Here is a 21,998-nt window from a genome sequence, read left to right on the forward strand (position 1 = left end):
ATGAACGCAATCATCGTGACCGGCGGCAAGCAGTACAAGGTGGCCGAGGGCGACGTGGTCTACATCGAGAAGCTGGACCAGGAAGCCGGCGACACCGTCAAGTTCGACCAGGTCCTGGCCGTCATCGACGGGGAGAAGGCCACCTTTGGCGCTCCCACCGTGGAGGGCGCCTCCGTGGAGGCCAAGATCGTCAAGAACGGCAAGGGCAAGAAGATCCGTATCTTCAAGTACAATCCCAAGAAGGGTTACCGCAAGCGTCAGGGCCATCGTCAGCCCTACACCAAGGTCGAGATCGCCAAGATCTCCGTCTGAGCATGACCAGCGTCACCTTCTACACGGAGGGGGGCCGGATCACCGGCTTCGAAGCCAAGGGCCACAGCGGCTATGCCGAGGCGGGGGAGGACCTCCTCTGCGCCTCCATCGGCGCCGCCGTCACCCTGGTGGAGGCCACCGTCAACGACGTGCTGGGCCTGGCCGCGGCGGTGCGGACCGACGAACGGCGGGCGCTGGTCTCCCTGCGCCTCCCCGGCGGTCTGGGGCCCGCAGCGGAGAGCACCTGCCAGTCCCTGCTGACGGGGCTGATGCTCTATTTCACCATGCTCCATGACGAATACCCGGAAAATATCGAAGTCCTGGAAGCGGACTGAGGTCCCTTCCCCATCTAAGATCTTTCAGAAAGGATGGTCCCTGACATGATCCGCATCGGTTTACAGTTCTTCGCCCACAAGAAGGGCGGCGGCTCTACCAAGAACGGCCGGGACTCCAAGGCCAAGCGCCTGGGCCCCAAGCGCGCCGACGGTCAGTTCGTCCTGGCCGGCAACATCTTGGTCCGCCAGCGCGGCACCCACATCCACCCGGGTGTGAACGTGGGCCGCGGCAGCGACGACACCCTGTTCGCCACCGCCAGCGGCACGGTCCGCTTCGAGCGGCTGGGCAAAGACCGCAAGCAGGTCTCCGTTTACGAGGCCGAATAACAGCTCCCGAACGGGCCCGGACCGATGGTCCGGGCCCGTTTCCGGCCCTGTCGAACGTGGGAGGGGCCCCTCCCGGCCCCCTCTCACAGCGCTCCCCTCCCCATCGATGGGTCTCCGCCGCTTTTCCGGCGCTCCGGAGAGGGCTCGGGCCCCGTCTTCCGGTCCCCCGGCGGGGACGCGGGGCGGCTGCCGGGGCGCCCCCAGGGCCGCACCGCATCGCCTCCCCTGGACCGGAGAAAATTTTTTGCCCACACCCCTTGCATTTATCCGGACGATATGGTATAGTATAAATACCTTTGTGGTTAGGAGGAGCTAACCTTGCAGAAACGTACTCACACGCTGCTGGCCCGCGCGCTCCTGCGGAGCGAGACCGGGTTCTCCGCCAGACGGTTCGAGCTGGCCTTCCTCTTCGGCTCGTTCGAGCCGGACGTCAACCCGTTCAGTTATCTGAAGGGCTCCCTTCGCCACAACAAGCTGAAGGGCCACAACTACACCAACTCCAGGGCCTATATCAACGCCAAGATCGTCAAGCTCCAGCGCCGCCGGCAGTGGACCATCTGGCACTATTACACCCTGGGCAAGCTGACCCATTACCTGGCCGACGCCTATACATACCCCCATAACGAAAACTACCCCGACACCATGCTGGACCACCACTGCTATGAGACCGACCTGCGGCGGTTCATGCGGGGCTATCTCGCCCACCGCTATGTCCAGCGCCAGCAGGCCCGCCGGGACCTCATCGCCGCCCTGGAGGAGCTCCACGAGCAGTATATGTCCACCCGCGCCAGCATGATCCGGGACGCCAACTACATCCTCAAAGCCACCGGCCTGCTGATGGCCGGCTGTCTCCCCGCCGCCTGATCGTGCGAGGAGCACAAGAGGGGCGGGCCGTATACGGGCCGATCTTGGACAGATCCACAGTATCCTTTCCCGCCCTGCCGTGTTATGCTTTAGATATCTAAAGGATCAAGGGGAACGCGACATGACCATCACCGCTCATAGCATGGGATACGGCTATTCCTATTTCAGCTTTACCTATTTTGGTAAGGCTTTTCGTGGTTTGGCTGGGAACGTGTGCGTGTGAGCGTTCGGTCCTGTGACAGGGCATCTGAACGGAACGACCCGCGGCCAGACCGGCCGCGGGTCTTTTACGTCCCCGATCGTATTAGGAGGAGAGCACCATGATCGTCATTCTCAAGAGCGACCCCAACCAGGAGCAGCTGGACAGCCTCATCACCTGGCTCCAGGAAAAAGGCGTCACCATCCACACCAGCATCGGCGAGGCCCACACCATCCTCGGCCTGGTGGGCGACACCTCCAAGCTGGACATCGACCTCATCGCCGCCCTGGACATCGTCCAGGACGTGAAGCGGGTCCAGGAGCCCTATAAGAACGCCAACCGCAAGTTCCACCCTGAGGACACCGTCATCCAGGTGGGCGGCACCCAGATCGGCGGCGGCACCCTGACCATCATGGCGGGCCCCTGCTCCGTGGAGAGCGAGGAGCAGGTCGTCGCCATCGCCAAGGCCGTGAAGGCCAGCGGCGCGACCATGCTCCGCGGCGGCGCGTTCAAGCCCCGGACCTCTCCCTACGCCTTCCAGGGCCTGGGGGCCACGGGCCTGGAGTACCTGAAGACCGCCCGGCAGGAGACGGGCCTCCCCATCGTGACGGAGCTGATGGACGTGACCCAGCTGGACCTGTTCAAGGACGTGGACGTGATCCAGATCGGCGCCCGGAACATGCAGAACTTCGACCTGCTCAAGGCCGTGGGCCATCAGGACAAGCCCGTCATGATCAAGCGCGGCATGTCCGCCACGTACGAGGAGTGGCTGATGAGCGCCGAGTACGTCATGGCCAGCGGCAACGACAACGTCATCCTCTGCGAGCGGGGCATCCGCACCTTCGAGAGCTACACCCGCAACACCCTGGATCTGGCGGCCATCCCGGTGCTGCGGCAGCTGACCCACCTGCCCGTCATCATCGATCCCAGCCATGCCACGGGCAAATACTGGCTGGTGGAGCCCTTGTCCCGGGCCGCCGTGGCGGCGGGGGCCGACGGCCTCCAGATCGAGGTCCACAACGACCCTGCCCACGCCCTGTGCGACGGGCCCCAGTCCCTGAAACCGGAGGTGTTCGCCCCCCTGGCGCGGAAGCTCCTGGAGCTCCACGCCTTCATGCGGGGCCTCGACGCGGATCCCTCCTGAGCGGGGAGGGGCGAGACGGCGTTGGCGCGCCCCGCGGCCCGGAGGCCCTCTGAGCCGCGGCGGCGATGATGAAGAGCAGGAGGATATCTATGAACGTAGGCATCGTTGGCCTGGGGCTCATCGGCGGGTCCATGGCCAAGAGCATCAAGGCACGGACGGCCCACACGGTCTGGGGCGTGGACCTGGACCAGGAGGCCATGGCCCTGGCCCGCATGAGCGGGGCCATCGACGGCGCGCTGACGGAGGAGCGGATCTGCCAGTGCGGCCTGATCCTGGTGGCCATCTGTCCCGGCGCCGCCATCCGCTGGGTGGAGGAGCACGCGGCGCAGATCGCCAAGTCCGCCATCCTGGTGGACCTTTGCGGCGTGAAGCGGGTGGTGGTGGAGGCCCTGGCCCCCATCGCCGAGGCCCACGGCTTCGCCTATATCGGCGGGCACCCCATGGCGGGGAAGGAGCGGGGCGGCTTCACCGCCTCCTCCGAGGACCTGTACGTGGGGGCCTCCATGATCCTGACGCCGGACAAGCGGACGGACATGCAGCTCCTGGAGACGCTGAAAGCCTTCTTCCTGGACGTGGGCTTCGCGGGGCTGACCTTCTCCGACCCGGAGGAGCACGACCGCATCATCGCCTTCACCTCCCAGCTGGCCCATATCACCTCCAGCGCCTATGTCAAGTCGCCGGAGGCCCAGCGCCGCCGGGGCTTCTCCGCCGGGAGCTTCCAGGACATGACCCGGGTGGCCCGGCTGGACGAGGACATGTGGACGGAGCTGTTCCTGGACGACGCGGACTACCTGGTGAAGGAGCTGGACATCCTCATCGAGAACCTGCGCGCCTATTCCGACGCGCTGAAAGCCGCGGACGCCGAACGGGTCCGGGCCCTGCTGAAAGAGGGCCGGGAGCTGAAGGCCACCGCGGGCGGCAGCTGAGAGGGGGGAGCATCCATGCCGGCATATCAAGAGATCCAGGTGGAGACCTCCCCCTCCTATACCGTGACCATCGGCCCCGGCGTGCTGGGGCAGTGCGGGCGGCTGCTGCGGGGGAGCGTCCCTCCCTGCCATATGGCGGTGGTCACGGACTCCACCGTGGGGCCGCTGTACCTGGAGACCGTCAAAAACAGCCTGGAGGCGGCGGGCTATGCCGTCAGCACCTGCACCTTCCCCGCCGGGGAGGAGAACAAGGACCTCTCCACCCTCTCCGACATCCTGGAGTCCCTGGCGCAGGCGCGCCTGACCCGCACCGACTGCCTGGCCGCCCTGGGCGGCGGCGTGGTGGGGGACATGGCGGGCTTCGCCGCCGCCTGCTACCTCCGGGGCATCCGGTACGTCCAGATGCCCACGACCCTGCTCGCCGCCGTGGATTCCTCGGTGGGCGGCAAGACCGCCGTCGACCTCCGGGCCGGGAAGAACCTGGCCGGGGCCTTCCTCCAGCCCGCCGCCGTGCTGTGCGACACGGGGTGCCTGGGGTCCCTGCCGCGGCCGGTCTTCGCCGGCGGGGCCGCGGAGGCCATCAAGACCGGCGTCCTCTGCGACGAGGGACTGTTCGCCCTCTTCGAGAACGGCGCCCTGGACACCGACCCGGCGGAGGTCATCGCCCGGTGCGTGGCCTATAAGGCGGGCGTGGTGGCGCGGGACGAGAAGGAACAGGGGGAGCGGAAGCTGCTGAACCTGGGCCACACCGTCGGCCACGCCATCGAGAAGTGCAGCGGCTATGCCGTCCCCCACGGCCACGCCGTGGCGGCGGGGCTCGCCGTCATCGCCCGCTCCGCCGAGGCCCTGGGCTGGACGGAGGAGCCGGTGGCGGCGCGGATCGCCGCCTGCCTGGAGGCCAGCGGCCTCCCCACCGGCACGGACTTCCCCGCCGAAGCCCTGGCGGCCGCCGCCCTGTCCGACAAGAAGCGGGCCGGGGACGCCATCACCATCGTGGTCCCGAAGCGGATCGGCGCCTGCGGGACGAGGACGATGCCCGTGACGGAGCTGCTCCCCGTCATCCGGGCCGGACTGGAGGCGTAGATGGACGTTCGGATCGCGCCCCGGCGGCTGTCCGGGGCCGTCACGCCCCCCGCCAGCAAATCCATGGCCCACCGCCTCATCATCGCCGCCTCCCTGGCCGCCGGGACCAGCACGATCCGCCGGGCGGACTTCTCCCAGGACATCGAGGCCACCCTCCGCTGCATGCAGGCCCTGGGGGCCTCGTGGGAGAGCCTGGAGGACGGCATCCGGATCTGCGGCATCGGCGGCCTCCGCCGGCCCTTCGGGGACCCGCCCCGGTTCGACTGCGGGGAGTCCGGGTCCACTCTCCGCTTCCTGATCCCCATCGCCCTGGCGGTGGAGCAGGGGGGCGTCTTCACCGGGCGGGGCCGGCTGATGGAGCGGCCCCAGCAGCCCTATCTCGACCTCTTCGCCGAGAAGGGGATCGCCTGGGCGCAGGGGGAGGGCGTCCTCACCGTCCGGGGGGATCTGACGCCGGGGGAGTACCGTCTGCGGGGGGACGTGTCCAGCCAGTTCTTCACCGGCCTGCTCTTCGCCCTGCCCCTGCTGGAGGGGCCCAGCGCCGTGATCAGCACCACGAAGCTGGAGTCCGCCTCCTACGTCTCCATGACCATGGGCGTGCTGGAGCGGGCGGGGATCCGGGTGCGCTGGTCCCCCGGGCTGAACGGCTTCGGCATCGAGCCCGGGATCTACGCCCCCTTCGAGGAGACCGTGGAGGCGGACTGGTCCCAGGCGGCGTTCTGGTACGCCGCCCTGGCCCTGGGGAGCAACATCCGCCTCAAGGGCCTCAACGCCCATTCCGCCCAGGGGGACGCCGCGGTCACCTCCCTCTATCGGAAGCTGGTCCAGGCCGGGGACCTGACCATCGACGTGTCCGGCTGTCCGGACCTCCTGCCGCCCCTGGCGGTGATGGCCGCGGTGCGGAAGGGGACGACCCGGTTCGTCAACGCCGCCCGCCTCCGGCTGAAGGAGAGCGACCGGCTGGCCACGGTCTGCCGGATGCTCAAGGCCCTGGGCGGCGCCTGCGCGGAGGAGGCGGACAGCCTGACGGTCTACGGCGTCCCGGGCCTGCCCGGCGGCGTGGTGGACGGGGCCAACGACCACCGCATCGTCATGTCCGCCGCCGTGGCGGCGACCCGCTGCCAGGAGCCCGTGGTCATCCGGGGGGCCGAGGCGGTGAAGAAATCCTATCCCGGCTTCTGGCGGGATTACGAGGGACTGGGAGGTGAGGTCCGTGTCGTCTGAATTCGGGAAGATCCTGCGGATCGGCGTCTTCGGCCAATCCCACGGGGAGGCCGTCGGCGTGCTGGTGGACGGCCTGCCCGCCGGGGAGGCCGTGGATCTTGAGGAGCTGGGCGCCTTCCTGGACCGCCGGAGGCCCGGGAAGGGCCCCCTCTCCACCGCCCGGCAGGAGGCCGACCTCCCGGTGTTCCTCTCCGGCCTGGAGGGGGGCGTCACCTGCGGCGCGCCCCTGTGCGCCATGATCCGCAACGCCGACCAGCGCTCCCGCGATTACCGCGGGCTCCAGGACCAGCCCCGCCCCGGCCACGCGGACTACACCGCCGCCGTCAAGTGGGGCGGCTGGGCCGACATGCGGGGCGGCGGGCACTTCTCCGGGCGGCTGACCGCCCCTCTCTGCATCGCCGGGGGCATCGCCAAGCAGATCCTGGCCCGCCGGGGCATCTTCGTGGGGGCCCACCTGTCCGCCGTGGCCGGGATCGCGGACCGCCCCTTCCCCCTGCACCCCGGCCGGGAGCTGTTCGAGGCCGTCGCCGCCAAGCCCTTCCCCGTCCTGGACGACGGGGCGGGCGAGCGGATGCAGGCCGCGATCCTGGCGGCGAAGGCGGACCTGGACTCCGTGGGCGGCGTCGTGGAGTGCGCCGCCGTGGGCCTCCCGGCGGGCCTGGGCGGGCCGATGTTCGAGGGCGTCGAGAACCGCCTGGCCGCCGCCGTCTTCGGCATCCCCGCCGTGAAGGGCGTGGAGTTCGGCGCGGGCTTCGCCGCGGCGGAGCTCCGGGGCTCGGAGGACAACGACCCCTTCGTCATGGAGGGGGGGCAGGTCCGGACCGGGACCAACCACGCCGGGGGCATCCTGGGCGGCATCACCACGGGGATGCCCGTCGTCCTCCGGGCGGCGGTCAAGCCCACGCCGTCCATCGGGCGGCCCCAGAAGACCGTCCGCCTCTCGGCGAAGGAGGAGGCGGAGCTGACCATCCGCGGGCGGCACGACCCCTGCATCGCCCACCGGGCCGTCCCGGTGGTGGAGGCGGTGACCGCCGCTGTTTTGCTAGACTTACTTTTGGAGGGAGACCATGGAACTTTCTGACATCCGCAAGAAGATCGACGCCGTCGACGACCAGCTGCTGCGGCTCTTCCTGGAGCGCATGGACCTGAGCGACGAGGTGGCGGCTTATAAGAGCGAGCATCGCCTGCCCATCCTGAACCGGGAGCGGGAGCGGTCCATCCTGAACAAGGTGACCGCCGCCGCCGGGGAGCGGGAGCGCTACGCCTATCACCTCTTCTCCACCCTCTTCGAGCTGGCCCGGTCCCGCCAGGCGGAGCTGACCGGCGCGCCCACGGAGGTGGGGGCCCAGATCCGGGCCTCCCTGGAGGCGGGGGACCAGGTCTTCCCCCAGACGGGGACCGTGGCCTGCCAGGGCATCGAGGGGGCCAATTCCCAGGTGGCCTGCGACCGGATCTTCCCCAGGGGGAACATCCTGTACGTGAAGACCTTCGACGCGGTGGTCTCCGCCGTGGAGTCGGGGCTGTGCCGGTTCGGCGTGCTGCCCATCGAGAACAGCTCCAACGGCTCCGTCCGGGCGGTCTACGCGCTGCTCCAGGAGCACAGCCTCTCCATCGTCCGCTCCGCCCGGCTGTGCATCCGCCACGAGCTGCTGGCCCTGCCCGGCGTGGAGCTGGAGGACGTGCGCGAGATCTACTCCCACCAGCAGGCCATCGGCCAGTGCAGCCGCTTCCTGGACGGCCTGAAGGGCGTGAAGGTGATCCCCTGCGACAACACCGCCGTGGCCGCCAAGATGGTGGCCGAGTCCGGGGACCGCCATGCCGCCGCCATCTCCTCCCACCCCTGCGCGGCGCTGTACGGCCTGGCGTGCATCGGCGACAAGATCCAGAACAGCGACAACAACTACACCCGCTTCCTCTGCGTGGCCAAAGATCCGGTCATCTACGCCGGGGCCAGCCGGATCAGCCTGATCATCGCCTTCGACAACCGGCCCGGCGCGCTGTACGAGCAGCTGTCCAAGATGGCGGCGCTGGACATCAACATGACGAAGCTGGAGTCCTGCCCCGTCAGCGGCAGCGATTTCGAGTTCATCTTCTTCATCGAGCTGGAGGCCGACGTCCGCGATCCCAGCGTCCTGGCGATGCTGGAGGAGATGGAGCGCAGCTGCGCCCAGTTCCACTTCCTGGGGAACTACGCGGAAGTGTGAGCCATGGAGAGGATATACGGCCTCCTGGGCCGGACCCTGGGCCACAGCTGGTCCGTGCCCATCCATGAGGCCCTGGGCTGCAAGGGCTACCGCCTCATCGAGCTGGAGCCCCAGGCCCTGGGGGGCTTCCTCCGGCGGGGGGACATCGGCGGGCTGAACGTCACCATCCCCTACAAGCGGGACGTGATGCCTTTTTGCGACGTGATCGACCCGGCGGCGGAGGCCATCGGCAGTGTGAACACCCTGGTCCGCCGGGACGGGGCGCTGTACGGATACAACACGGACATCGACGGCTTCCTCTACATGCTCCGGCAGGCGGGGATCTCCCTAAGGGGGAAGAAGGTCCTGATCCTGGGCAGCGGCGGGGCCTCCCGGACGGTCCGGGCGGCGGCGGGGCAGGAGGGGGCCCGGGAGATCGTGGTGGTCTCCCGCTCCGGAGCGGACAGCTATGAAGACCTCCCGGAGCGGCACGCGGACGCGGAGGTCCTGGTCAACACCACCCCCGTGGGCATGTGGCCCAAGCTGGAGGAGCGTCCGGTGGACCTGCGGCTCCTCCCCGGCCTGACGGACGTGGCGGACGTGATCTACAACCCGGGGCGGACGGAGCTGCTCCTCCAGGCGGAGGAGCTGGGCCTCCGCCGGGCCGGGGGCCTGTCCATGCTGGTCCACCAGGCCAAACGGGCGGAGGAGCTGTTCTTCGACAAGAGCATCCCGGACGGGGAGACGGAGAGGATCGCCGCGAAGCTCCGGCGGGACATGACGAACCTCGTCCTCGTCGGGATGCCCGGCAGCGGCAAGACCACCGTGGGACGGGAGCTGTCCCGCCTCTCCGGCAGGCCCTTCGTGGACCTGGACGAGGAGATCGTCAAAAGAGCGGGCCGTCCCATCCCGGAGATCTTCGCCCGGGAGGGCGAGGGGGCCTTCCGCAGACTGGAGCACGAGGTCTTGACAGCGGTCTGCGCCGGGAGCGGACAGGTGATCGCCACCGGCGGCGGGGCCGTCCTCTCATCCGAGAACCGCTCCGCCATGCGCCGCACCGGGCGGGTGTACCGCCTCCTGCGGCGGCTGGAGGACCTGCCCACCGAGGGCCGTCCCCTGTCCCGGGCGGGGGATCTGGCGGAGATGGAGCGGGCCCGGGGACCGCTGTACGCCGCGGCGGCGGACGCGGACATTTGGAACGGCGGCGGCCCGGAGGAGGCTGCGGGCCAGATCTGGAGGGATCTTCTTGGGTAAAAAAAACATCCTGGTCCTCAACGGTCCGAACATGAACCTGCTGGGCGTCCGCCAGCCGGAGATCTACGGCAGGACCAGCTACGAGGACCTGAAGGCCATGATCTCCGCGGAGGCGGAGCGGCTGGGCGTGGCCGTCTCCTTCTTCCAGTCCAACCACGAGGGGGCCCTGGTGGACGCCATCCAGCAGGCGTACTTCGATAAGGCGGACGGCATCGTCATCAACCCCGCCGCCTACACCCACACCAGCGTGGCCCTGCTGGACGCGGTGAAGGCGGTGGGCATCCCCACGGTGGAGGTCCACATCTCCGACCCGGACGCCCGGGAGGACTTCCGCCATGTGTCCTACATCCGCCAGGCGTGCATCGCCACCATCCGGGGCCATGGCCTGGAGGGCTATCTGGAGGGGCTGCGGCTCCTGGCGGAGCGCTGAGGGGCCCGGGGCCCCTCCACCGGGGACGACGAGAGGGACCCTCCCGGGTCCCTCTCGCCATGCTCTCTCTTCCCGTCGGATGCGATCCCCGCTATGTTTTCGGCCGGCCGGCGCGGGAGGCCCGGACAGGGCCCCCTGTCCGCCCGTTCACCCCTTGCAGCCGCAGGGGGCGCTGTGGCAGGTGCCGCAGTCCGTGCAGGAGATGGTGGCCTCGCCGGAGTCCATGCCGACACCGTAGCACACCGGCACGGTGACGCAGACCTGCTGGGTCAGCGTGATGGTGGCGCTGGTCCCGCAGGGGTCCGCCGTACAGTTGATGCTGGGCGCACCCTGGCAGGACACCGTCACGGTGCCCACAGACGCGGTGGGGGTCAGGACCACCGGCGCGGTGACGGCGACGCACTGTGTAACGATCTTCTTGCAGCCGTTATTGGGGAGACGGCCCTCGTCCCCCTGACCGGGGAGCATGGGCTCGTGCTCATAAGCTTCGTTGATACGCAAAACGGATCCCTCGTTTCCTGGAAGTGGCGCTCCCTCGGGAGTGCCCATGCCATCCTATGCGGCGGGGCCGTCCGATGTTTTTTCAAGATCTTGCTTCCGCTTTGGGACGAGTCGTGTTATACTGGTATGATCATGAGATCGAAACGCGGTCCGGGGCGCGCGCCCCGGACCGGAGGAACGAAGAGGAGGCGCCCCCTATGGACGGCAGGATGGACGAACAGCAGGAGCAGAAATTCCACCGGATGACGGAGACCCCGGTCAGCCGCCTGATCTGCCGGCTGGCCCTCCCCTGCATCATCAGCATGCTGGTCACGTCGTTCTACAACATGGCCGACACCTTCTTCGTCGGGATGCTGAAGAGCAACAGCGCCACCGGCGCCGTGGGCGTGGTGTTCTCCCTCATGGCGATTATCCAGGCGGTGGGCTTCTTCTTCGGCCACGGCAGCGGCAACTTCATCTCCCGGGAGCTGGGGAAGCAGGCGTACCAGGAGGCCAGCAATATGGCGGCCACGGGCTTCTTCTCCGCCCTGGCGGCGGGGACGCTGATCTGCGTCCTGGGTCAGATCTTCCTGGAGCCCCTGGCCATGCTCCTGGGCTCCACGGCCACCATCCTGCCCTATACGAAGTCCTACCTCCAGGTCATCCTCCTGGGTGCCCCGTGGATGACCTCCTCCCTGGTGCTGAACAACCAGCTCCGCTATCAGGGCTCCGCCGCCTACGCCATGGTGGGCATCGCCAGCGGCGCGGTGCTGAACATCGCCCTGGACCCCCTGCTGATCTTCACCTTCGGCCTGGGCGTGGCGGGGGCGGCCTGGGCCACGATCGTCAGCCAGTTCGTCAGCTTCTGCCTGCTGCTGGCGGGCTGTTCCCGGGGCGGGAACCTCCGGATCCACCTCTCCAGCGTCCAGTTCACGCTGTCCTATTACGTCCAGATCGTCCGGGGCGGACTGCCCTCCCTGGCCCGGCAGGGCCTGGCCAGCGTGGCGGCGATCTGCCTGAACCGGGCCGCCGGGCCTTACGGCGACGCGGCCATCGCCGCCATGGGCGTGGTCCAGCGGATCATGATGTTCGGCGGCTCGGCCATGATCGGCTTCGGCCAGGGCTTCCAGCCGGTGTGCGGGTTCAACTACGGCGCGAAGCTCTATAAGCGGGTGAAGGAGGGCTTCTGGTTCTGCGTGAAGACCTCCGCGGTCTTCCTGCTGGCAGTGAGCGCCCTGGGCATCACCTTCGCCCCCCGGCTCATCGCCGTCTTCCGGGACGACCCGGAGGTGATTGCGATCGGGACCGCGGCGCTGCGGGCCCAGTGCCTCACGCTGTGCTTCTCCAGCTGGATCGTCATGAGCAACATGATGCTCCAGACCATCGGGAAGACGGCGGGGGCCACGTTCCTGGCGATGTCCCGGCAGGGGATCTTCTTCATCCCGCTGGTGTACCTGCTGTCCATGCAGCTGGGCCTTTTGGGCGTGGAGGTGACCCAGTCGGCGGCGGACCTGCTGACGCTGCTGTTCGCGGTCCCGATCCAGATGCGGGCCCTGCGGGAGCTGGATTGGATGGAGCGGGGCAAGTCGATCGGATAGACCGGATAAACGGGAGGCGGCGTCCGCCGGACGCCGCCTCCCGTTGGTACGCCGCCGGGCGAGCGATCCGAAAAAAGTTTAGATAACGTTTATCTAGATCCTCATGGCCTGGATCTGTCTATGGTATGATGACCGGCGAGGTGATCTTACATGGATGGCAAAACGATCAAAAAGCGCGTCTCCGTACAGCTCCGCCAGCAGGAATACGAACGCCTGTCCCGCATGGCGGAGGAGAGCGGACGGTCTCCCGCCGGATATCTGCGCTGGCTGCTGTACAAAGAGCTTCGGGAACTGGAGAAGGACGCCGCCGGGGGATGATCCCCGGCGGCGTCCTCCGTCCCTCAATATCCAAAGATCATGTCCCGCCGGATCTGCGCCAGGGAGTGCGCCCCGCACATCGCCATGGCGTCGGCCAGCTCGGCCTTCAGCTTGTCCACGTAGATCTGCACGCCCTCGGCGCCGCCGCCGTAGACCATGTTCACGAAGGGCCGCCCGATCAGCACGGCGTCCGCCCCCAGGGCCAGGGCCTTGAACACGTCCAGGCCGGAACGGATGCCGCCGTCCACCAGGATCTTCATCTTCCCGCCCACGGCGTCCGCGATGCCCGGCAGGACCTCGGCGGTGGAGGGGCACTGGTCCAGCACCCGGCCGCCGTGGTTGCTGACCACGATGCCGCTGGCCCCGGCCTCCAGGGCCTTCTCCGCGCCCCGGACGGTCATGATGCCCTTGAGGATGAAGGGCGTCCCCTCCATCATCCCGACGATCTCCTTCAGCTCCTCCACGGTCTTACTGCCCGCCGGGGGCTGGAGGTTCTTCAAAAAGGGCAGGCCCGCCGCGTCGATGTCCATGGCGATGGCGAAGGGCCCCGCCTCCCGGACCTGGGCCAGCTTCTCCCGGATGGTCTCGATGTTCCAGGGCTTGATGGTGGGCACGCCCCGGCCCCCCTGCTTCTTCAGGGCCTCGGCGGCGGCCCGCATGACGGCGGGGTCGGTGCCGTCGCCGGTGAAGGCGGCGATCCCCGCCTGGGCGCAGGCGGCGACCAGGATGTCGTTATAGGCCAGGTCGTCGTACTTGTCGCCGTAGTGCATCCGCATGGCCCCCACGGGGGCGGCGAAGACGGGGAGGTCCACCTCCTGCCCGAAGAGGGCGGCGGAGGTGTCCACGGGCCCGTTGGCGCAGATGGTGTCCATGTTGACGCAGAGCTCCTGCCACTTCTGGTAGTTGCGGATGAAGCCGGTGCCGATGCCCTTGGCGCCGGGGCCGGGGATCGTGTTGCGGCAGCCCAGGCCGTTGCAGGTGGGGCAGGACTTGCAGTAGGGGCCCATACAGGTACGGGCGTTCGCCAAGACTTCCTGATAGGTCATGTTCGTTCCCTCCAGATATGTAGATTTCCCGTTCAAAGCCGGATCGCTGTCTCGATTGTACAGGAGATGCGGGGAAAAGGCAAGGGGGAGGCGCGCACGTCCCTGCCCAAGATCTCCGCCGCCGGCCGGAGATCCGGCGGTCCCGCGGAAATGAGTTGGCAAACGGGCCGCACCATGCTATGATCGAACAGGCAGATCCATATCCTGCTATAGACCGCTTGGGGAGGATGAGATATGATCACACAGGGACCCACGCCAGGGATGCTGGCCGAATGGAAAAAGATCTCCGAACAGTATAAGGGCCTGCTTCGGCCCAACAGGAAAAGCGGCGCCGACCTTTTGGGGTACCTGCAAAGCAGCTATCCCTTGACCGAGATAACGGATAAAGGCGCGCTGGCGGTCATCTCCGAAAACGTCTCCCAAAATGCGTTTTGGGCGGAGAAACTGCCGGCCGGCCAACTGCCGCTCCCGAAAGCCTTTTACCTCGAGGATATCGGGAACGGGCATAAGTTCTATCTCCCCGAAAATAAAGACCGCCCCGACCTGTGGGGAGGCGAGATAACGAAGATCTTCGTCGGGGTGGATCTGTGCAGTGGTTTTTACATGGTGGAGGGGAGCACGATGCTCTGGGATGAGCTCCGTGCATTCCAAGGCGTCGATGAGGAGGATCTGGAAAACTATGTCGTCGTCGCAGACTATATCGGTGCCCTGGAACGCTTCGGGAAGCTCGACAGCGCGGTCTCGCATGAGGGATAGCCGCGGTCAGATCCCGCTCCGCCGGGCGGTCAGGATCCAGGGAGGCGCATACCTCCCTGGATGCGGCGCTCCCGCCGGGAACAGCCGCCCCCGCTTTTTCATAGACTGTCATGGGTGATCCTATGAACCGCTTCGACTGTGACCCGCTGGCCCTGACCACCGCCATCAATTCCCTGGCGGTGGCCATCGCCATCCAGCTCAATGACGACGAATTGGATATGGTCTCCGCCATCTTCAACCAGCTGGGGGAGACCTTAGGGACCATCGCGACCCAGCGGGAGATCTGCGGCCGCTGAGCTCAGAGGCCCAGCAGTCTCCTGGCCGCGTCGACGTTCCCCCGCTCCAGCTCCTGGAGGCGGCGGACGGCCTCCGCCTGGGCGTCCTTGTCCGACGCCTGGGCGGCGGCCCGGTCGATCATCGCCGGGAGCGTCCGCTCCGTCAGGTCCTCCAGGTCCGTGAAGTTCTCCTGCCCGATATACCGCAGGAAGGCCGAGACCTTGGGGTCGTACACCACCCCCGCCAGCGGGATGCCCTGCCCGGCGGAGAAGATCAGGGCATGGAGCCGCATGGACACCACGATCTCCATCCGGGACAAGGCCCCGATGATGGTCCCCGCGGCCCCGGCATCATCCAGGAAGTAGTGGGGCACGCCCTCCAGCGTCTGCGCGGCCTGCCGGGCGGCGGCGGGGTCCTGGCCCTTCTCCACCGCCGTGAACACCGGCGTCAGACCATAGGTCTCCCAGGCGTACCGGGCCGCCGCCCCGAAGAGCGGGGCCTTCGCCTGGAACCCCGGCCAGGGCCGCAGGGCGAAGCAGATATACCTCCCCCGCGGCGGGATGCCCGCCCGGAGCAGCACGCTGTCCGTCTTCTCGTCCGGGGCGGGCGGGAGGGTCAGCGCCGGGTCCGCCGTCAGCTCGATCCTGGGCCCGGTGACGCCCATGGACTTCAGCTCCTCCAGGGAGTCCGGCTCCCGGAGGGTGATGACGTCCACGTTGCGGTCCAGCACCCTGGCGGCCAGCTTCCGGTGGTTCTCGCGGGTGATCAGGCCGATGCCGCAGCCGTACATCTGCACCCTGCACCCCGCCCATTTCGCCGCCCGGATGTTCATCAGGTAGAACCACAGCGACCGCCGGGAGGTCACGTCCTGGATGAGGTTCCCGCCGCCGTTGATATAGAGCCTGGCCCGCCTCATGGCCCCCAGCCAGCCCGCCAGGTCCAGCCGGCTCACCGCCCGGACCCGGTAGCTCCTCCGGGTGCTCATGGGGTCCTTCGAGAGGACCGTGACCGGCATGTCCGGGTCGATGGAGCGCATCTCCCCCAGGATGGCCTCCAGGATGGCGTCGTCCCCGGCGTTCCCCCGGCCGTAGGCCCCGCAGATCACCACGCCGTCCCGCCCGGTCCTGGGGCGGCTGTGGCGGCGGACGATCTCCTCGTAGATCCGCAGCTGCGTGTCCACCGTCTCCCCGATGGAGAACCGGGCGGACGCCTTCTCGAAGAGCCTCTCCCCCATCTCATGGCGGAGGGCGGGGTCCCCGCCCAGCGCGGCCAGCCGCCGCCCCAGGTCCTTCCAGTCCCCGGGCCGGATGAGGAAGCCGTTGACGCCCTGGTCGATGAGGTAGGGGATGCCGCCCACGGCGGTGGAGATGGTGGCCAGATGGAACCGGGCCCCCTCCGTGAGGGCGTAGGAGAACGTCTCGGACAAGCTGGTGAGGACGTTGATGTCCAGGGCGCTGTAAAAGCGGTCCATGCCGCCGCTGATCCACCCGGCGAAGGTGACCTGCCTCTCCACGCCCAGCTCCCTGGCCAGGGCGGTGAGCTTGGCCCGCTCTTCCCCGTCCCCGGCGATAACGAGGCGTAATCTGTCGCAGGACTTATACCCTTCGGCGAAGCCCCGGATGAGGGTGGACATGTCCTTCACCGGGTTCAGCCGGGCGGCGATGCCCACCACGACGGACCCCTCCTCCACGTCGGCCCCCAGCGACCGGAGGTAGGGCAGCCGGTCCCCCTGGTCCGGGGCGGGGGTGAAGTCGATGCCGTTGTAGATGGCGAAGAAGCGGTCCGCCGGGAAGCCCCGGGAGATGAGCAGGTCCACCATGGCGTCGGAGACGCCGATGTGGTAGTCCAGCCGCCGCAGGGCCCAGGTGTTGATGGCGCCGAAGGTGCACCGGGCCAGCGGGCGGCCCATATAGTCGATCCGATAATCGCTGTGGACGGTGGTGACCACGGGCAGGCCGGTGATCTTGCGGAGGAGGGCGCCGGTCATGTTGGCCCGTGAGCCGTGGCAGTGGACAATCTGGAAGCCCTCCCGCCGGATATAGTCCGCCAGCTCCCGCCGGATCTTCAGGATGTTGTTGCCTCCCATAATCTTCGTGGGGATGCCCATGGACCGGGCCTCCTCGGCGAAGGGGCCGTCCCGGAAGCAGACCAGCTGGGCGGTGATGGTCTCGTTCAGGTGCTGCAGCAGGCTCAGGACGTGGGTCTTGGCCCCGCCGGAGTCGCCGCCGCTGATGAGATGGATGACTTTCATGCAAAAACCCCTTGTGATTTTTTGAAAAGTATTATACAATATTTCCCGGGCCTTGTCCATAAGGCCCGCACGAAAGAAAACGAGCGTCCCGCTTACGGAGGTCAAGCATGGAAGAGAAGAAAGCATACCGCATCGGAAAGTTCAATATCGTCGACATCATCGCCGTGGCCATCATCCTGGCCGCTGCCGTCTTCGGCGCCACCCGCCTGCTGGACCGGGGCGGCAGCGTCGAGGTCCCCACCATGGACATCACCTACGTCGTCCGGGTCCAGAACGTGGCCGCGGAGCTTTATGAGAACGCCAAGGAGAACCTCCCCTCCCCCCTGATGGCCTCCGGCGCGCGGCTGAACGGGCGGATCGAGTCCGTGGAGATGACCCCCTGGCTGGAACTGGGACCCGACGGGCAGTGGCACGAGGATCCGGACCACGTGAACCTCTATTTCACCTGCACCGCCACGGTCCCCCACACCGAGGTCATGACCACCAAGGTGGGCGAGCAGGAGGTCCGGATCGGCAAGACGGACTACATCATGAAGAGCGAGACCGTGGAGTTCCAGAACGGCACGGTCATCGACGTGGACTGGGGCTGATCCTTTCTTGAAAGAAAGGATCCAAAGAACTTTAGCGCGCTCTGGCGGTCTGGTGTGCATCCAGGCCGAAGCGACGGCGACGCGAGGTCATGTTTGAGGAGGATCTGAGATGAAAAGACAGTTCGTGCTCCTGGCCCTGCTGGCCCTGGTCCTGAGCGGCTGTTCTTCCGCCGGGGCCGCGCCGGTCATGTATATCCAGCCCGCCGAGCTCAGCGCGGAGGAAGAGGCCGTAGCCAAGCTCCTAGGAGCGGACACGGACCAGCACCTGTTCGATGTCGTCCTGGACGGCACGGCGAAAAAGGTCAGCGTCAACACCTATGAGCTGGTGGACGGCGCGTGGGAGCAGTATACCGGCGGCGGCGGGATCTCCCTGGACGAAGAGGATACCCGGGGCCGCATGGCCTTCGGCTTCGAGGACCTGCGGGGCGAGTACCGGGAGGCCATCCAGTTCGGCAGAGATCGGACGACGGTGAAGTACTGCGCCTCGGAGGAGCACGACGACACTCTGGGCCGGGGCATCGCGTTCCTCTCCGACCGGACGGAGATCGTCTATGAGGAGGAGATCCCCCTGGCGGTGCAAATCAATACATCTGGGAATAAGATCGTCTCTTATGATGTGGAGTATTTCTTCCAGCCGGAGGAATACCAGGAGCTGGGCTATGAGCACGTCTACGCCCTGACGGTGATGTTCAGCCAGGAGCCCCTCCCCTGAACCGAGAGATGAAAGACGGCGGACGCTCTCGTCCGCCGTCTTTTCGCGTATCCTCAAAGGGCGCATTTCCCCCGGGCCATGTACCTGCCCCTGGGGTCGGTCTCCAGCACGTTGCCCTCCTCCACGGCCAGCCTCCCCCGGAGCCACACCTGCCGGATGCCGCCGTCGGCGGCGAAGCCCTCGTAGGGGGTGTACCCCGCGGCGGAGACGCAGTCCTCCGCCCGGATGATGTGCCCGCCGCTGGGGTCGTAGACCACGATGTCCGCGTCGGACCCCGGCTGGAGGATCCCCTTCCGGGGGAAGAGCCCGTAGAGCCTGGCCGGATCCTCGCTGAGGAGGCTGCACATCCGGGCCGCGCCGATCCTCCGCCGGGCCACGCCGAAGGACCACATCAGCTCCCCCCGCGTCTCCACGCCGGGGAGCCCGCCGGGGATCTTCCGGAAGTCCTCCCGGCCCAGGGCCTTCTGCTCCAGGGTGAAGGCGCAGTGGTCCGTGGAGACCGTCTGGATCTCCCCCCGGCGCAGGGCCTTCCACAGCTCGTCCTGCTCCTTCCGGGCCCGCAGGGGTGGGGCGCAGACGTACCGCGCCGCCTCGAGGAAGTCCTCCTGGGCGTACAGCTCCTCGTCCAGGAGCAGGTACTGGGGGCAGGTCTCCACGTAGACGGTCTGGCCCCGCTTCCGGGCCCGCCGCACCTCGTCCAGGGCCTCGCCGTTGGTGAGGTGGACGATGACGACGGGGGCCTGGGCCGCCTGGGCGATGCGCAGGAGGCGGCCCACCGCCTCCGCCTCCAGATAGGGCGGGCGGGTCCGGGGATGGCTGGCGGGGGAGAGCTCCCCCCGCGCCGCCGCCTCGGCGGCCATGCCGTCGATGACCCCGGCGTTCTCGCAGTGCACGCCGCAGATGCCCCCCAGGGCCTTCAGCTCCTTGAGCGCCCGGTAGAGGTCCCGGTCCCCCAGCATCATGGCGGGATAGGTCATGTACATCTTGAACGAGGAGATGCCCTGGGCGAACATCTCGGGCAGCTCCCGGCGGATGTCCTCGCCCCAGTCGTCGATGGTCATGTGGAAGCCATAGTCGCAGAAGGTCTTCCCCCCGGCCTTCTCCCGCCAGCGGGCCAGCCCGCCGGCCAGGGGCTCCCCCTTATCGGGGCAGGCGAAGTCGATGACGGTGGTGGTGCCCCCCCGGAGGGCCGCGCGGCTGCCGGAGGCGAAGCCGTCCGCGGTGACGGTGCCCGCCACCTCCAGGTCGAAATGGGTGTGGGCGTCGATGAAGCCGGGGAAGAGGACGCAGCCGGTGACGTCGACGGTGCGGTCGGCCTCGGCCTTGAGCCCCCGGCCCAGGGAGACCACCTTCTCCCCCTCCACCAGCAGATCGGCCCGCCGGACGCCCCTGCCGGAGACCACGCTGCCGCCCTTGAACAATGTGCGCATATGCTGTCCCTCCGTTCCGAAGATAGTCGATGGAGACAGTATAGCACAGCTCCCGCCAGATCTCCAGCGGGAGGCGGCCCGATGAAAAAATTTTCCCTGCGGGGACAACTTCCCTCTTTCCATTTGGGAAAAATGTGCTATAATGCACACAGGAGCGGACGAGCGTCCGCCTGAACGAAGAGGAGGTAACAGAATGCAGACTAAAAAGTTCCTGTCCCTGCTGCTGGCTCTCGCGATGATGTTCTCCCTGGCCGTCACCGCCAGCGCCGAGGAGGAGGAAGAGGCCAAGTCCCTGGAGGGCCGGATCGTCATCCTCCACACCAACGACGTCCACGGCGCCATCGGCAATTACGCCAAGGTCGCGGCCCTGAAGGGGGCCTTCGAGGACGCGGGGGCTTATACCCTGCTGATGGACGCGGGCGACTACATCCAGGGCGACCCCACCGTCAGCGTCAGCCAGGGCAAGAGCGCCATCGAGCTGATGAACCTGGCGGGCTATGACGCCGCCACCATCGGCAACCACGAGTTCGACTACGGCTATCCCAACTTCAAGGAAGTCACCAAGGATGCCAAGTTCCCCGTGGTCTCCGCCAACGTGCTCTATAACGGCGCGGCGGAGAACGCCCATACCGTCTTCACCGCCCCCGGCGGCGAGAAGATCGGCGTCTTCGGCCTGACCACCCCCGAGACCGCCACCAAGGCCCACCCCGCCAAGATCCAGGGCGTGACCTTCGCCGCCGGACAGGCCATGTTCGACATCGCCCAGAAGGAAGTCGAGTCCCTGAAGGCCGAGGGCTGCGACTATATCGTCTGCCTGGGCCACCTGGGCATCGACGACGAGTCTGAGGGCAACCGCTCCATCGACCTCCTCGAGAAGGTCTCCGGCATCGACGTGTTCATCGACGCCCACTCCCACTCCACCATCGAGGAGACCGCCGCCGCCGCGGGCGAGACCGTGGAGACCCTGCCGGAGCAGGGGAGCATCGTCACGGGCGAGACCGCTACCGTCGCCGTCGAGTCCGGCAAGACCCTGGTCACCTCCACCGGCACGAAGCTGGCCAACGTGGGCGCCGTGATGCTGTCCAAGGACGGCTGCTCCGCCCGGAACATCCCTGTGGAAGCCGTCACCCTGGACGGCGTGAAGGACGTGGCCGACCGGGCCGCCGTCATCCAGAAGGAGATCGACGACGACTACGGCGCCGTGTTCGCCAAGACCGAGGTCCTCCTCAACGGCGAGCGCGATCCCGGCAACCGCACCGAGGAGACCAACCTGGGCGACCTGATCACCGACTCCCTGGTCTGGGGCGCGGCCAAGAACGGCGAGGAAGTGGACGCGGCCGTCACCAACGGCGGCGGCATCCGGGCCGCGATCGCGGCCGGGGACATCACCAAAAAGGATGTCAACACCGTCCTGCCCTTCGGCAACACCCTGAACATCGTCAAGGTCACCGGCGCGGAGCTGCTGGAGGCCCTGGAGGCTTCTACCTACTGCACCCCCACCGCCGTGGGCGGCTTCCCCCAGGTGAGCGGCATCGAGTTCACCGTGGACACCACCAAGGAGTTCGACGAGGGCGACCTCTATCCCGGCTCCACCTATCATAAGCCCGCCAGCATCCAGCGCGTCTCCATCCAGACCGTGGGCGGCGAGGCGTTCGACGAGGAAGCCGAGTACTCCATCGCCACCAACGACTTCATGGCCGCCGGCGGGGATACGTACTACGCCTTCGCCGCCGCCTCCGCCAACTACGACCTGGGCATCCCCATGGACGAGGTCCTGATGGACTACATCAAGGAAGAGCTGGACGGCACGGTGGGCAGCAGCTACGCTGAGCCCGCGGGCCGCATCACCGTCGCCGCCGAGCCCGCGGAGGCCCCCGCCGAGGAGCCCGCCCCCGCTCCCGAGCCGGAGCCCGCTCCTGCTCCCGAGCCCACCCCCGAGCCCGCCCCTGAGCCGGAGCCTGCTCCCGCTCCCGAGCCGGAGCCCGTCCCCGAGCCGGAGCCCACTCCCGCCCCTGCTCCCGCCGCCGAGGGCGACTACGTCGTCAAGTCCGGCGACTGCCTGTGGAGCATCGCGCAGAAGGCTTATGGCACCGGCCGTCAGTGGCAGGTGATCTACAACGCCAACAAGGCCACCATCAAGGACCCCAACTCCCTGAACGTGGGCCAGGTCCTGGTGATCCCCGCGGCGTGAACGTCCCCTCCTCTAAGGGAATAAGGAAAAAGGAGGCCGGAGCGATGCTCCGGCCTCCTTTTTTTGTAT

General features: G+C 67.6%; 23 protein-coding genes. 19 read left to right on the forward strand and 4 right to left on the reverse strand.

Features of this window, described 5'->3' with window-relative positions:
- From rplU to aroQ, 12 genes are all read left to right on the forward strand, one after another.
- A partial coding sequence (gene rplU / locus QZ332_RS06810; protein WP_295764008.1) for a 50S ribosomal protein L21 occupies nucleotides 1-312 on the forward strand: 312 nt, incomplete at its 5' end.
- Nucleotides 313-314: 2 nt separating this feature from the next.
- Entirely contained in the window at nucleotides 315-647 is a 333-nt protein-coding gene (locus QZ332_RS06815) for a ribosomal-processing cysteine protease Prp (RefSeq protein WP_295764010.1), read from the forward strand.
- Nucleotides 648-692: 45 nt separating this feature from the next.
- On the forward strand, nucleotides 693-974 hold the full coding sequence (gene rpmA / locus QZ332_RS06820; RefSeq protein WP_204791606.1) for a 50S ribosomal protein L27: 282 nt from the start codon (nucleotides 693-695) through the stop codon (nucleotides 972-974).
- Nucleotides 975-1,292: 318 nt separating this feature from the next.
- Nucleotides 1,293-1,838 carry a zinc dependent phospholipase C family protein gene (locus tag QZ332_RS06825; protein WP_295764013.1) on the forward strand — a complete coding sequence of 182 codons (546 nt, stop codon included), beginning with the start codon at nucleotides 1,293-1,295 and terminating at the stop codon, nucleotides 1,836-1,838.
- Nucleotides 1,839-2,158: 320 nt separating this feature from the next.
- Entirely contained in the window at nucleotides 2,159-3,181 is a 1,023-nt protein-coding gene (gene aroF, locus QZ332_RS06830) for a 3-deoxy-7-phosphoheptulonate synthase (RefSeq protein ID WP_295764016.1), read from the forward strand.
- 89 nt (nucleotides 3,182-3,270) lie between these two features.
- Nucleotides 3,271-4,107, forward strand: coding sequence for a prephenate dehydrogenase/arogenate dehydrogenase family protein (locus QZ332_RS06835; RefSeq protein ID WP_295764018.1), 837 nt, complete (start codon nucleotides 3,271-3,273; stop codon nucleotides 4,105-4,107).
- 15 nt (nucleotides 4,108-4,122) lie between these two features.
- Nucleotides 4,123-5,190, forward strand: a complete 1,068-nt coding sequence (aroB, locus tag QZ332_RS06840) for a 3-dehydroquinate synthase (protein WP_295764021.1) — start codon at nucleotides 4,123-4,125, stop codon at nucleotides 5,188-5,190.
- Nucleotides 5,191-6,414 (forward strand): 3-phosphoshikimate 1-carboxyvinyltransferase, encoded by a 1,224-nt coding sequence (locus tag QZ332_RS06845; protein ID WP_295764023.1) that lies wholly within the window; start codon nucleotides 5,191-5,193, stop codon nucleotides 6,412-6,414.
- Entirely contained in the window at nucleotides 6,404-7,495 is a 1,092-nt protein-coding gene (gene aroC, locus QZ332_RS06850; RefSeq protein ID WP_295764026.1) for a chorismate synthase, read from the forward strand. The genes QZ332_RS06845 and aroC overlap by 11 nt, the downstream gene beginning before the upstream one ends.
- The gene (locus QZ332_RS06855; RefSeq protein ID WP_295764029.1) at nucleotides 7,482-8,618 is read left to right on the forward strand and encodes a bifunctional chorismate mutase/prephenate dehydratase; all 1,137 of its coding nucleotides are present in this window, start codon (nucleotides 7,482-7,484) and stop codon (nucleotides 8,616-8,618) included. Before aroC ends, QZ332_RS06855 begins: the two co-directional genes overlap by 14 nt.
- Nucleotides 8,619-8,621: 3 nt before the next feature.
- A complete protein-coding gene (locus QZ332_RS06860; RefSeq protein ID WP_295764032.1) occupies nucleotides 8,622-9,851 on the forward strand; it encodes a shikimate kinase in 1,230 nt (409 codons plus the stop codon).
- Nucleotides 9,844-10,281, forward strand: coding sequence for a type II 3-dehydroquinate dehydratase (aroQ, locus tag QZ332_RS06865; protein WP_295764035.1), 438 nt, complete (start codon nucleotides 9,844-9,846; stop codon nucleotides 10,279-10,281). The genes QZ332_RS06860 and aroQ overlap by 8 nt, the downstream gene beginning before the upstream one ends.
- A gap of 147 nt (nucleotides 10,282-10,428) precedes the next feature.
- Here the strand turns inward: aroQ and QZ332_RS06870 are convergent, their stop codons facing one another.
- Nucleotides 10,429-10,782, reverse strand: a complete 354-nt coding sequence (locus QZ332_RS06870; RefSeq protein ID WP_295764038.1) for a hypothetical protein — start codon at nucleotides 10,780-10,782, stop codon at nucleotides 10,429-10,431.
- A gap of 197 nt (nucleotides 10,783-10,979) precedes the next feature.
- Between QZ332_RS06870 and QZ332_RS06875 the strand changes: the two genes are divergently transcribed.
- The gene (locus QZ332_RS06875) at nucleotides 10,980-12,359 is read left to right on the forward strand and encodes an MATE family efflux transporter (RefSeq protein ID WP_295764040.1); all 1,380 of its coding nucleotides are present in this window, start codon (nucleotides 10,980-10,982) and stop codon (nucleotides 12,357-12,359) included.
- A 150-nt stretch (nucleotides 12,360-12,509) separates the two neighbouring features.
- Complete coding sequence (locus QZ332_RS06880) at nucleotides 12,510-12,677, forward strand: hypothetical protein (RefSeq protein WP_295764043.1); 168 nt, start codon at nucleotides 12,510-12,512, stop codon at nucleotides 12,675-12,677.
- A gap of 23 nt (nucleotides 12,678-12,700) precedes the next feature.
- On the opposite strand, the gene QZ332_RS06885 is transcribed toward QZ332_RS06880, so the two are convergent.
- On the reverse strand, nucleotides 12,701-13,723 hold the full coding sequence (locus tag QZ332_RS06885; protein ID WP_295764046.1) for an alpha-hydroxy-acid oxidizing protein: 1,023 nt from the start codon (nucleotides 13,721-13,723) through the stop codon (nucleotides 12,701-12,703).
- A gap of 234 nt (nucleotides 13,724-13,957) precedes the next feature.
- On the opposite strand from QZ332_RS06885, the gene QZ332_RS06890 reads away from it, so the two are divergent.
- Both QZ332_RS06890 and QZ332_RS06895 read left to right on the forward strand, forming a co-directional pair.
- Nucleotides 13,958-14,479 carry a hypothetical protein gene (locus QZ332_RS06890; RefSeq protein WP_295764049.1) on the forward strand — a complete coding sequence of 174 codons (522 nt, stop codon included), beginning with the start codon at nucleotides 13,958-13,960 and terminating at the stop codon, nucleotides 14,477-14,479.
- A gap of 110 nt (nucleotides 14,480-14,589) precedes the next feature.
- Nucleotides 14,590-14,775, forward strand: a complete 186-nt coding sequence (locus tag QZ332_RS06895; RefSeq protein WP_295764052.1) for a DUF6774 domain-containing protein — start codon at nucleotides 14,590-14,592, stop codon at nucleotides 14,773-14,775.
- A gap of 2 nt (nucleotides 14,776-14,777) precedes the next feature.
- On the opposite strand, the gene csaB is transcribed toward QZ332_RS06895, so the two are convergent.
- The gene (csaB, locus tag QZ332_RS06900; protein WP_295764055.1) at nucleotides 14,778-17,006 is read right to left on the reverse strand and encodes a polysaccharide pyruvyl transferase CsaB; all 2,229 of its coding nucleotides are present in this window, start codon (nucleotides 17,004-17,006) and stop codon (nucleotides 14,778-14,780) included.
- 107 nt (nucleotides 17,007-17,113) lie between these two features.
- On the opposite strand from csaB, the gene QZ332_RS06905 reads away from it, so the two are divergent.
- Both QZ332_RS06905 and QZ332_RS06910 read left to right on the forward strand, forming a co-directional pair.
- Nucleotides 17,114-17,596 carry a DUF4330 family protein gene (locus QZ332_RS06905; RefSeq protein WP_295764057.1) on the forward strand — a complete coding sequence of 161 codons (483 nt, stop codon included), beginning with the start codon at nucleotides 17,114-17,116 and terminating at the stop codon, nucleotides 17,594-17,596.
- Between the two features lie 109 nt (nucleotides 17,597-17,705).
- The gene (locus QZ332_RS06910; protein WP_295764060.1) at nucleotides 17,706-18,308 is read left to right on the forward strand and encodes a hypothetical protein; all 603 of its coding nucleotides are present in this window, start codon (nucleotides 17,706-17,708) and stop codon (nucleotides 18,306-18,308) included.
- A gap of 53 nt (nucleotides 18,309-18,361) precedes the next feature.
- Here the strand turns inward: QZ332_RS06910 and hydA are convergent, their stop codons facing one another.
- Nucleotides 18,362-19,738 (reverse strand): dihydropyrimidinase, encoded by a 1,377-nt coding sequence (hydA, locus tag QZ332_RS06915; RefSeq protein WP_295764063.1) that lies wholly within the window; start codon nucleotides 19,736-19,738, stop codon nucleotides 18,362-18,364.
- 193 nt (nucleotides 19,739-19,931) lie between these two features.
- Here hydA and QZ332_RS06920 point away from each other — a divergent pair, with 193 nt between their 5' ends.
- Nucleotides 19,932-21,929: a 5'-nucleotidase C-terminal domain-containing protein gene (locus QZ332_RS06920; RefSeq protein WP_295764066.1), complete on the forward strand. Its 1,998-nt coding sequence runs from the start codon at nucleotides 19,932-19,934 to the stop codon at nucleotides 21,927-21,929.
- The last annotated feature ends 69 nt before the right edge of the window (nucleotides 21,930-21,998 follow it).

Origin of the sequence: uncultured Oscillibacter sp. (genome assembly GCF_910584465.1) — a bacterium.
Classification (GTDB): Bacteria; Bacillota; Clostridia; order Oscillospirales; family Oscillospiraceae; genus Oscillibacter.